The 11,083-nt window shown below is 69.3% G+C and carries 9 protein-coding genes and 1 tRNA gene; 3 read left to right on the top strand and 7 right to left on the bottom strand.

From position 1 onward, the window contains the following. The first annotated feature begins 107 nt into the window (after window positions 1-107). Together RUH65_RS13740 and RUH65_RS13735 are read left to right on the top strand one after the other, a co-directional pair. On the top strand, window positions 108-752 hold the full coding sequence (locus tag RUH65_RS13740) for a GPP34 family phosphoprotein (protein WP_313818139.1): 645 nt from the start codon (window positions 108-110) through the stop codon (window positions 750-752). Window positions 753-965: 213 nt separating this feature from the next. Further along, entirely contained in the window at window positions 966-2,855 is a 1,890-nt protein-coding gene (locus RUH65_RS13735; RefSeq protein WP_313818137.1) for an HNH endonuclease signature motif containing protein, read from the top strand. A 57-nt stretch (window positions 2,856-2,912) separates the two neighbouring features. On the opposite strand, the gene ilvA is transcribed toward RUH65_RS13735, so the two are convergent. The 7 genes from ilvA to RUH65_RS13700 all read right to left on the bottom strand — a co-directional run bounded on the left by ilvA (window position 2,913) and on the right by RUH65_RS13700 (window position 10,806). Continuing rightward, a complete protein-coding gene (ilvA, locus tag RUH65_RS13730) occupies window positions 2,913-4,133 on the bottom strand; it encodes a threonine ammonia-lyase (RefSeq protein ID WP_313818141.1) in 1,221 nt (406 codons plus the stop codon). Between the two features lie 80 nt (window positions 4,134-4,213). After that, window positions 4,214-5,959: an AI-2E family transporter gene (locus tag RUH65_RS13725; RefSeq protein WP_313818135.1), complete on the bottom strand. Its 1,746-nt coding sequence runs from the start codon at window positions 5,957-5,959 to the stop codon at window positions 4,214-4,216. Next, entirely contained in the window at window positions 5,956-7,023 is a 1,068-nt protein-coding gene (locus RUH65_RS13720; RefSeq protein WP_313818133.1) for an aldose 1-epimerase family protein, read from the bottom strand. The genes RUH65_RS13725 and RUH65_RS13720 overlap by 4 nt, the downstream gene beginning before the upstream one ends. 89 nt (window positions 7,024-7,112) lie before the next feature. Then, the gene (locus RUH65_RS13715; RefSeq protein WP_313818132.1) at window positions 7,113-8,018 is read right to left on the bottom strand and encodes a Bax inhibitor-1/YccA family protein; all 906 of its coding nucleotides are present in this window, start codon (window positions 8,016-8,018) and stop codon (window positions 7,113-7,115) included. Window positions 8,019-8,218: 200 nt separating this feature from the next. Further along, window positions 8,219-8,292 (bottom strand) — tRNA-Leu (locus RUH65_RS13710). 80 nt (window positions 8,293-8,372) lie between these two features. Further along, window positions 8,373-9,794, bottom strand: coding sequence for an FAD-dependent oxidoreductase (locus RUH65_RS13705; protein ID WP_313818131.1), 1,422 nt, complete (start codon window positions 9,792-9,794; stop codon window positions 8,373-8,375). A gap of 112 nt (window positions 9,795-9,906) precedes the next feature. Next, window positions 9,907-10,806 carry a S8 family peptidase gene (locus RUH65_RS13700; RefSeq protein ID WP_396180297.1) on the bottom strand — a complete coding sequence of 300 codons (900 nt, stop codon included), beginning with the start codon at window positions 10,804-10,806 and terminating at the stop codon, window positions 9,907-9,909. On the opposite strand from RUH65_RS13700, the gene RUH65_RS15710 reads away from it, so the two are divergent. Continuing rightward, the coding region (locus RUH65_RS15710; RefSeq protein WP_396180296.1) for a helix-turn-helix transcriptional regulator at window positions 10,693-11,083 on the top strand (391 nt) is incomplete at its 3' end. The genes RUH65_RS13700 and RUH65_RS15710 overlap by 114 nt on opposite strands.

The raw sequence follows: 11,083 nt of genomic DNA, 5'->3' as shown, positions 1-11,083 counted from the left end.
CACCGGTTCCCCGGTGCGCCGCCGTTCTCGTGGTGAGGCCGTCGGTCGGTGGATATAGCGGCCCGCGGGGCGCGACGGCCAGGCCGGCACCTTGTTAGGTTGGTCGCATGCTCATCGTCGAAGAGATGTTCCTGCTGCTGACCAAGGACCACGGCGCGGCCGGCCGAGCGCGGAAATACCGCCGCTATGGGCTCGCAGCGGCCACCCTCGCCGATCTCGCCGAGCTCGGCACGGTCGAGATCGCCCGGGAGGGCAAGGACCCACAGGTAACCGTGGTGCGGGCCGGGATGACCGGCCACGCCCCGCTAGACGCCGTCCTGCCGGCCCTGGACGCGATGTCGGGGCAGAAGATCTCCACCCTGGTGGGCCGTTCTCAGCTCAATCCGGACACGGCCGTGGGCCAGAGCCTGGCCCGGCAGGGCATCGTCACCGAAGAGTCCCGCCTCCTCCGCGGGCCCCGATTCGTGACCAGCAGTCCAGCCCCGGAGATCGCCCTGCGCGAGCGGCTGGGTCAGGTGCTGGCCGGTGACCGCCAGGCCACCCTCGCCGAGGCAACGGAACTCGGCCTCCTCAAGGCCCTCAACGTGGCCCACGGCCTGCTGGGCCCGGCGCGCGGCCAGCTGAACCGGCGCGAGTTGCCCCGGCGGATCGAGGAGATCGCCCAAGGCATTCCGGTCGTGGAAGCCGTCAAGCGCCGGGTGGACCCCTTCACCGCCTCCACCATGGCCACGGTCGCTGCCAACGCTGGCTGAGAATCCGCAGACCCGAGCCCTCTTCCTGAGTAACCGAGTCCCCACCCCTGGTCCGCTTCGTCCTTCACGCCGTCCTCCACACCTCCCAACATGAGGTGCGTCGACCACATCTTGAGCGCTCGGCGCTTAACTCGTCCGCCACCCGTGTTCGAATACCAGTACTAGTCGATCATGGCTGGTGTGGCGATATGCGAACGCACAGTACGGGGGACCATGGTGGACAGTGATGTGCTGGCCGAGCTGCCCCTGCCTGAGCTAGTGGCTCAATCCCGCGCCTTGGCCGCCGAGCTCTCCTCTCGACTGGCTGACCCCAGGCTGGCGGACCGATTGCCGCGCGTCCCGCAGGGTTCGGCAGTGGACCGCAGCGATGACTGGGGCCTCTACGCGCATGCGGACCGTGCTGCCCCCGAGGCGGGCGGATTCGAGGACGCTTTGGTCATCGACCGTGAATTGAACAGTCATGATGGTGCGGACTCCACCCGTAGCGAGAACGTGACCGGATCCTTGCCGGAGTTGCAGTTGGGCGTGGAGGCTCTGGCTCGGGCCATCGACTCTGCCCGGACCGCCTTGGCCGGGCACACTGACCGGATTTTCGAGGCACACCACCTTCGGGAGGAACTGCTGGGCATCCCACCCGGAAAGTGTGCCTTCAGGAACGGCGCAGAGTATCTGCGCACCCTCTTGCGGATCGATCGCCGCGAGGCAAAGGCCCTGCTGGCTCGGGCCACCCACACCATGGCGTCGCTGACGCTGGACCGAACCACCGTGATACCCGCCGTGATGCCAGTCCTGGCCGAGGCGGTCCAGACAGCAGAGATGGGCGAAGCAGCCGTGGACATGATCGTGGGCACGATCGCCTCCGCCCACCGCGAGGCCGTCCTGGCAAACACGGCTCCGGGGACCGTAGGCGACCTTCTCGCGGACGGCGAGCGGCTGCTGGTCGCCCAGGCCCGGGACCTGGATCCGGACACGCTGAGAAGGGTCTGCGCGCACTGGCGGCAGCGGTTTGAAGCCGTGGTCAATCCAGACGGTTCCGAACCGACCGACGCCCAGCTCAAGGCCACGCAGGGCTTGTTCTACCGCGGTCCGGGCAAGGGGCTGCATCAGTGGACACTGCTGGCCAGCGACGCTCAGCATGAGGTCCTCACAACGGTGGTCTGCGCTGCGTCCAGCCCCCGGAAGACGCGATCTGACTGCAGGATGGACCTGACGGGCCGGCATCAAGACCGCACCGGCACCACCGGTACCGAGGAAGAGGACGGTGCACCCGAACTGGCCGTGAATGAAACCCTCGATGGACGCAGCCGGGCTCAGCGAGAACTCGACGGGCTCGTCAGTGCATTGACGGGCGCGCTGGCCCTGGTCGGTATCGGTCCTGAAACGGGCGTGGGCGCGGACGGCCGCGGCATCGGCAACACCAACCCAGCGGGCGGCGCACAGCCCGGCCCCAGAGTCCGGGCCCGGCCTCAGATCATGGCGGTCATCGACTACGAAACGCTGATCGCCCGATTCGGCGCTGCGGCTGACGCGCACACCGCAGAACGGACTGCCCGAAGAGGCTCGACCGGATCGTCCAGACTTCCCGATCCAGCAGGCCCAGCCGGCCCGCCGGTTCCGCCTGGCCCGCCTGGCCCGCCTGGCCTATCGAGCCCATCGGGACCCCGTGATCGGACGATCTCGACCACCTCCTACGTGGGAGACATCAATCCACAGACGATCCGACAGCTCACCTGCGAGGCCGATCTGATCCCGGTCGTCTTGGGCGGCAGCGGCGAGGTTCTGGACGTGGGCCGCTCCAAGCGGTTGTTCACACCTCAGCTCAGGCGCGCCATCACGGCCCGGGACGGAGGTTGCACGGCACCCGGTTGTTCGATTCCGGCGCCCTGGTGCGAGGCCCATCACATCCACCACTGGGAGGACGGCGGTCCGACATCGGTGGAGAACGGGGCGCTGCTGTGTTCACACCACCATCACGCCGTTCACGCCGGAGCCTGGGAGATCTCTGTCCGCCGGGGCGTCCCGTGGTTCGTCCCGGCCCGATACCTCGACCCCGAACGGCGGCCCCGTCGCAACTTCTATTGGCGCCCCGGTCTGGCGGCTTAGGCAGCTTCGACATGGTGCCCCAGGGTCAGGATGCGCGAGTCGCTCAGAGCAACCCGGCTAGTGCTGCACGATCGGCTGGTAGCCGGACGAGCGCAACTGTCCCAGGACCTGTTCGGAGTGCTCGGGTCCGCGGGTCTCCATGTCAATCGTGATCGTCACGTCCCCCATGCTGAGGGAGCCGCCGATGCGGCTGTGGTCCACCCGGGTGACGTTGGCCTCGGTCTCGGAGATGATCCGGGAGATGTTGGCGAGCTCGCCGGGACGGTCCCGCAGGGAGATCTTGACGGTCAGGTAGCGGCCGCCCGCGGCCAGGCCGGACTGGATGACCTTGAGCATCAGCATCGGGTCCACGTTGCCGCCGGAGAGCAGCGCCACGGTGTGCTTGGACTCGATCCCGAGCTCGGCCAGCTTGCCCTCCAGCAACGCGGCCACGCCCACCACGCCGGCGGGCTCGACCACCATCTTGGACCGCTCCAGCAGAAACACCAGGGCGTTGGCGATCGCGTCCTCGGACACGGTGACGACCCCGTCCACGAGTTCCTTGATGATCTGGAAGGGAATTTGACCGGGCTTGCCCACGGCGATGCCGTCCGCGATGGTCGAGACGTGGGAGAGGGGCACCACGGCGTCTGCGGCCAGCGACGGCGGATAGGCCGCGGCGTTCTCCGCCTGGACACCGATGATGTTGATGTGCCGGCCCTGTCGGCGGGCCATCTCCTTGACGGCCACGGCCACGCCGGCGAGCAGGCCGCCGCCGCCGATGCCCATCACCAGCGTGTCCACCTCCGGATCCTGTTCGAAGATCTCCAGGCCGATCGTGCCCTGGCCGGCCACCACGTCGGCGTTGTCGAAGGGGTGGATGAAGACGGATCCGGACTCGTCCGCATACCGCTGCGCCTCGGACAGGGCTTCGTCCACGTTGTTGCCGTGCAGCTTCACCTCGGCGCCGTGGTCCTTCGTGGCCTGCAACTTCGGCAGCGCGACGCCGCGTGGCATGAAGATGGTCGCCTTGATCCCCAGCTTGGAGGCGGCCAGGGCCACCCCTTGGGCGTGGTTGCCGGCGGAGGCCGCCACCACCCCGCGGGCGCGCTCGTCCTCGGAGAGCTTTGCCATCCTGACGTAGGCGCCGCGCACCTTGAAGGATCCGGCACGCTGCAGGTTCTCGCACTTGAGGTGAACCACGGAGCCGGTGAGCCGGCCCAAGGCACGGGAGTGGTCCAGCGGCGTGGGGACAATGATCCCGTCCAGCAGTCGCCGGGCCTCCTCGATGTCCGCCAAGGTGACGGGAAGTTCCGGGAGTTCCGCGCGGTCGGCAGCCGTACCCGTCGCGGTCTCTGCACTGCTCTGGGGGGTGGTGGTCACTGTGGTCCTCCGTTTCGGTCCGGCCGGCGGCCGGAGTGGTCCGTCCCCGTATTGTCCTCCCCCGCGGAGCCGCTGCCGCGAAGATTGCCCGCGGTGCCGGTTCCGTGGGCAGCAGCGTCACCGGTATCGGCCTCCGGGCCACCAGCAGCAGCACCGGCACCGAGTCCAGCCTCGGAACTGGCCTCGGGGCCGGAACTGACGCCGGCATCGGCTCCGGCCCCGGCATCGGAGTGACCACCAGCGGCGTGGTTCCGGCGGAAACGGCGGGGCAGGAAGCGCGATCGGGACTGTGACCGCTTGAGCTGGCGGCGGGCCTGGCGCCGCCGCTTGGCGGACAGGGCACGCTCCGCGGCGCTGGGTGCGCCTTCGTCACCGCTGCCAGGCGCTCCGTCGCCGGCGGCGCGGGTGCCGCCGGTGCCGCCGGCTCCGGCAGTAACGCTCGTGCCGCTCGTGGCCCGACGGACCACGCCGTCGATGGTCACGTAGGCCCGGCCCCAGCGCCCCTCGAGACCGGCGGCCCGGTCCTTGAGCCGGGTATCGCGGTAGTCCGAGGCCGCCGCGGGTTCGGGTTCGTTCTCGAGCCATGGCTTGGCGTGGAGGTACTTGATGGTGGAGTTCAGGAAGGCCATCAACGGCACGGCGAAGATCGCGCCGACCAGACCCATCACCGCGGTGCCCCCGGCCACGGCCAGGAACACGGCCAGAGGGTGCAGGCTGACCGCACGCCCCATGACCAGCGGCTGCAGGACGTTGCCTTCAATCTGCTGGACCAGGAGCACCACGCCGAGCATGATCAGCGCGTTCACCCAGCCGTTGGCGACGAGGGCCAGCATCACGGCCACCGCGCCGGTCAGGACGGCACCCACGAGCGGGATGAACGAGCCGAAGAACACCAGCACACCGAGTGGCAGTGCCAGCGGCACCCCGAGGATCATGGCCCCCAGTCCGATACCCAGGGCATCGACGAACGCCACGAAGATCTGGACCCGGACGTAGGTGCCCAGGGAGGTCCAGCCGACCTCGCCGGCACCGTCGATGGCGATGCGATGGCGGGCGGGGACGAAGTTCAGGCAGAACCGCCAGATCCTCTTGCCGTCATAGAGGAAGAAGATCAGTGCGAAGACGGCCAGCACCGTGCCGGCCGCGATGTTGCCGGCGGTGGAGCCGAAGCCCAGGGCACCCGAGAGGATGGTCTGGCTGTTGGCCCGGACCGCCTCGCCGAGGTCCGAGAGGATGTTGTTCCACTGGTCCGTGGTGACGCCGAAGCTCTCCAGCCAGCCGACGATGCCCTGGACGCCCACCACGATCTGGTCCCGCATGTCCGTGAAGCCCACGGCCAGCTGCTGGCCGACCAGGGTCAGCAGGCCCAGGACGAGGATGATGAACCCGAGGATGACGCCGGTCACGGACAGTCCCCGCGGGAGGCCCCAGCCCACGAACCGCTTGTGGATCGGCGCGAGCAGGGTGGACAGCAGGGCCGCCACGATCAGGGGGATGACCAGGAGCGAGACATGGCTCAGCAGCCAGATGCCGGCCCCGGCCATCGCCAGCACCATCAGCACCCGCCAGGACCAGGCGGCGGCCACCGTCAGCCCGTAGGGTACGTCGGCGGCCACCCGGTTGGCCTGATCGGGCGCGGTCAGGAGGGGATCCGGCACCCGGGCCTCGGGCCGCGGGCCCGGGACTTCGGGTAGCCCGGGAACCGGAGCCTCCGGCGCCCCGGACTCTGGGCGAGTGCTCAACGGACTGCCTCCTCAGTGTGTGGACGGTCGTGTGAAGGGTGGGAGGGACGGTGCAGTGGACGGTGGTGAGATAGGCCCCAGGCGGCGCCCATCCGCTCCCCCGGACCGATCCACACCAGTCCGTCTCCACTGTTGAGGGCGTTGGCCGGAGCCGTCATCGGCTCCACCGCCACCGCCCGGGGACGTCCGGGGAACCGATCCGTGAAGAAGACGTGGACATAGCCGAAAGCCGGGTCCGTCCAGAGTTCCACGCTACGCCCATCCGGCGCGGACAGCGCGTGATGGTGGCGGCCGTCGTCGCCGGGCTCCAGATCGGTGAAGGCCGCGTCGAGCAGTTCGGTGCCCACCTGCCGGCCGTCGCGGAAGTCCTCGGCCGTGCCGTGAACCGGGGCCGTCCCGGTGGGGATGAACTGGTCATCGGACAGCACCCGGGTGGCCGCCGGCAGGGTCAGCACCAAATCCTCACTGGGCACGTCCCCGATCCGCAGGAAGGGATGGGCGCCCAAGGCGGCCGGTGCCGGCCGGTCGGAATGGTTGGTGAGCTGCTGGTGGACGGTGAGGGCGCCGTCGTCGGCCAGGGTGTACGTGACCTGGTGGGTGAGGCGGAACGGGTAGCCGTGCTGCGGGTGGATCTCGCCGCGCAGGACCACCCGGCGGTCCGTCTGCTCAGCCGGGACGAAGGCGGTGTTGCGCAGCAGTCCGTGACTGGCGTTCGAGCGGGATGGTTCGGTGAGGTCCAGCTGCTGGGTCGCGCCGTCCAGCGTCCAGCGCCCGTCCCGCACGCGATTGGGCCACGGGGACAGCTGGATGCCACAGGCGGAGGGCGGGACCTCATCCGCGCCGTAGGTCTCCACCCATGCCGTCCCATCCGCCTCATAACGGCGCAGGGCGCCGGCCAGCGAGGTGATGATGGCCTCGGCCCCGCCGTGGCGCAGCACATACTGGGTGCCCGTCACGGCGGGATCGCCGAACGGCAGCCCGGCAGCCTGGCCGGAGGGCTCGTGGGAGGACTGACGGGAGGGCACGGCTGGCAGGCCGGCGGGACGGTTCTCGGACGCGTTCATGACTCCATTAACCCAGAATCGGCTGGCTCCGTCCGGGTGATACGTCCCGGACGGGGCCAGCCGATGGCTGTGGACGGTTCAGTGCGTGGTCAGTCGTTGCCGCGCAGGATCGCCAGGATGCGCAAGATCTCGACGTAAAGCCAGATCAGGGTCACGGTGAGGCCGAAGGCGGCGGACCAGGAGTACTTCTGCGGGGCGCCGGCCTGGACGCCCTGGGTGATGGCGGTGAAGTCCATGATCAGCGAGAACGCGGCCAGGAAGACGGCGAGGAGACCGATGCCCAGACCCAGCAGCGGGAACTCGCCGCGCAGGCCGAACATGGCGTCGGTGACGCCGAAGAGCATCAGGAAGAGGTTGACCACGGAGAACAGCGCGTAACCGATCATCGCGACCATGAAGATCTTCACGGACTTCTTGGAGACGCGCCACTTGCCGGAGGCAAAGAGCGCCAGGGTCACGGCGAACACGCAGAGTGTGGCCAGCACGGCCTGGACCGCGATGCCCGGCCACATCTGCTCGAAGACGCCGGAGATACCACCGAGGAACAGGCCCTGCGCGGCGGCGTAGATCAGGATGAGCACGGGCGAGGGCTCGCGCTTGAAGGCGTTGACGAGTCCCAGGACCAGGCCGACGATGGCGCCGGGCAGCATGAGGGCCGGCATGTTCCAGCCGACGGCGGCACCCACCACGACGAGCAGCAGGGTGATGACGGTCTTGGCGATGACGTCGTTGTAGCTCATCCGGCCCGTGTCAGCGGGACCCGCGGCAGGCTGGGCGTACATCTGCTCCAGCTGCTCCGGGGTGTACTGCTGGCCCGGCTGGCCCTGCGGCGCCCGCTGACCGAACTGCGGCTGCTGGGTCTGGCCCTGCGGAGCCTGGCCCCGGGAACCGCCCTGGTACCAGCCCGGCGCCTGCTGCGTGGCGGCGCCACCCCGGCCGTCACCGGAGTGCATCTGTTCCTGGAAGTTCTTGCTGTTGAAGACGGGGTTGGCCACTGGCCATCTCCTCTGCTGGTCGCGTGCGGTCCACGGTCGTGCTCTCCGGCCCGGGTGGCCCGGCATGGACGTGATGGGGACTGATGTCAGTCTATCTGCCGAACCTGAAAAGCAACCTGACAACGGACGAGGAGCTCTCCCCTCCGCTGACGGCTTAACGGGCTGAGCGGCCGGAGTGGCCGGAAAAGAGGCCCGGACAGTGCCCCCAGTGGGACTCGAACCCACAACACAGAGATTTTAAGTCTCCTGCCTCTGCCAATTGGGCTATGGGGGCGGGACGCGACTGCGGCCCGGAACCCCTCAAGGGTACCGGGCCGCCGTGGAGCCGAAGCGTACTTCGAGCCCCGTCGAAACCTACGTCGAGGACTTCGTGGACTCCAACACCTTCGGATGGTCGAAGCGGCCCGGCTTGAGCTCGCCGCCGGCTGCCTCGAGGAAGGGATTGTGCGGGTTCTCGAGGCCTTCGATCGGCGTGGTGTCGCGGCCGAACACCACGGACAGCAGCCAGTCGGAGACCACGCGGGCCTTGCGCTCGTACGTGGGCATGGCCAGGCCGTGGTAGCCGCGGTGAGCCAGCCACGCCGGGATGCCGCTGAGCTTGAGACCCATCGGGTTGCCGACGCCCTTGCCGAAGCCGAGGCCGGCCACGGCACCGAGGGACTTGTGGACGTACTCCTCCACGGCGCCCTCGCCGAAGCGCACGGCCAGCAGGTTGGCGGCGAGGCGCTTGGCCTGGCGCACGGCGTGCTGGGCGTTGGGAACACAGTGACCGCCGGGGCCGTCACCGGTCAGGTCCGGCACGGCGCACACGTCGCCGGCACCCCAGGCGCCCTCGAGGACCCCGCCGTCTCCGTCGGAGATCTGCAGGGTCGGGGTGACCTCGATGCGCCCGCGCTGCTCGACCGGGAAATCGGTCTGCTTGGCCACGGCGTTGGCGGCCACACCGGCGGTCCAGACGAGGGTGTCGGTCTCGAAGGAGCCGGCGTCGGACTTGTCCTGCATGTTGATGAGCTTCAGGACGCCGCCCTCGGCACCGGCCAGCGAGGTGTTGAGCAGGACCTCGATGCCGCGGGACTTCAGGTGCTCGACGACCTCGACAGCCTGGTCCTCGCCGACCTCCGGCATGATCTTGCCCATGGCCTCGATCAGGACGATGCGCGCATCGGACTGGGCCAGGCGGGGATTCTTCTTGATGACGGACCGGATCAGGTCCTCCATCTCGGAAATGGTCTCGACCCCGTTGAAGCCGCCGCCGACGACGGCGAAGGTCAGGGCGCGGCTGCGGGCGGCGGCGTCCGTCATGGTGGAAGCGGCCTCGATGCGGTCCAGGATCTGGTTGCGCAGCTGCACGGCCTCCTGCACGGTCTTCATGCCGATGCCGGCCTCGCCCAGGCCCGGGATCGGGAAGACGCGGGTGGTGGCGCCGGCGGTCATGACGACGTCCTGGTAGGGGATCTCGAACTCAGAGCCGTCCTGGGTCTGGACAGTGGCGGTCTTGCGGGCGTGCTCCACCTTGATGACCTTGCCCTGGACGATCTCGGAGTTCTTCAGGTGGGTGCGGTGGTCCACCACGATGTGCCGGGGCTCGATGTTCCCGCCGACGACCTCCGGCAGGAACGGCTGGTAGGTCATGTACGGGTTCGGGTCCACGAGGGTGACGACGCCGCCACGCTCCTTGACCTTCTTCTCCAGGTTCTTGGCGACGTACAGGCCGGCGTAACCGCCGCCGACGATGAGGACACGGGGCTTCGGGGACAGCTGCGGAGTGATTGCCATGACACTCAGCCTAGACCCGCCCACCGCACTTCGTGAAATTTTTCACAAAGTCACAAAGTATCGCTCCGCTGCCGGCGAGCCGGAGGGAGTCGACGTGGTCCGCTGACCTGGCTCAACGCTCGGGTGATCTGCGCTGCCGGAGATACAGGACCACGGCGGTGGCTGCCAGTCCGGCGACCACGAGGCCCGTGCCGATCACGAGCGCCGGCTGCAGTCCCGGGGCAGGGTCGGCCGGGACGGCCGCCTGCGGCAGCTCCGTGGACAGCGGATCCGGGGCCGACGTCGGCTCGGCCGGCTCCCCGCTCGGGGTCGCGGTGGGCGTCGGCGCACCGGAGGACTCGGCGCGGCGGTGGACGCGGATCCAATCGGCGAGGGTGTCCATGGGATTGCGGTCGACGGCACCGACGTCCGCCGTCACGGCTGCCGCTGCGTCGATGATGCCGTGCCCGTAGACCGGGTCCTCGCCAGGAACGCCGGCGTCCTCGGCCGTGGCCAGAATGCGGTGGATGACCTGGTGGGCCGGCATCTCCGGGTACTCGGACCGGATCAGGGCGGCCAGTCCCGCCACGAGCGGGGCGGCTCCCGAGGTGCCCGCCCACTCCGTCCAGCCGCCACCCGGCACGGCGCCGACCAGCGGGTCGGCCGGTGCTGCCACCCCGATCGAGATCCCCTCCGTGGAGGAGTCCCAGCTGGCCGTTCCATCGGGGTTGAGTCCCGCCACGGTCAGCACACCGGGAATGGTGGCCGGGGCCCCTGCGGTCAGGGTTCCGGAGGCGCGGTTGCCGGCGGCGGCCACCACCACCACATCGTTCTGCTCGGCGTGCAGGAAGGCCCGGTCCCAGCTCTCCGGCCAGTCCTGACGGGTGGAGCCGAGGGACATGTTGATGACATCGGCCCCGTGGTCCACGGCCCAGGTGACGGCCTCGGCGATCTGGTCCTCCGGGGACGGACCGTCGGGGTCGCTGGAACCGAGGTGGACCGAGATGGACAGCAGTTCGGCCCGGGGTGCCACGCCCACGATCCCGTCCGGCCAGGCACCGGTGGCCTCGTCCGGAGTCGGCGTGCTGGACGTGGCGGAGGGACTCGGGCTGGGCGCCGTCTCACCGGAGGGCAGCGTCGAGGGCGTCGGTGTGGCCTTCGCGGAGCGGCGCTGCGCCTCGGCCCGGCGCACGGCCACGCCATCGTCAAAGCGATCGAAAGCGGTTCGAATGACGTACTGCTGGTCGAGCAAGGCTCGTTGTATCCCGCGCTGCATCGCTTGATCGCCCGCGGGTGGATCACCTTTGACG

The organism is Citricoccus sp., assembly GCF_032154715.1.
GTDB lineage: Bacteria > Actinomycetota > Actinomycetes > Actinomycetales > Micrococcaceae > Citricoccus.
The sequence above is the reverse complement of the archived record's forward strand: the minus strand, read 5'-3'. Positions and strand labels throughout refer to the sequence as shown.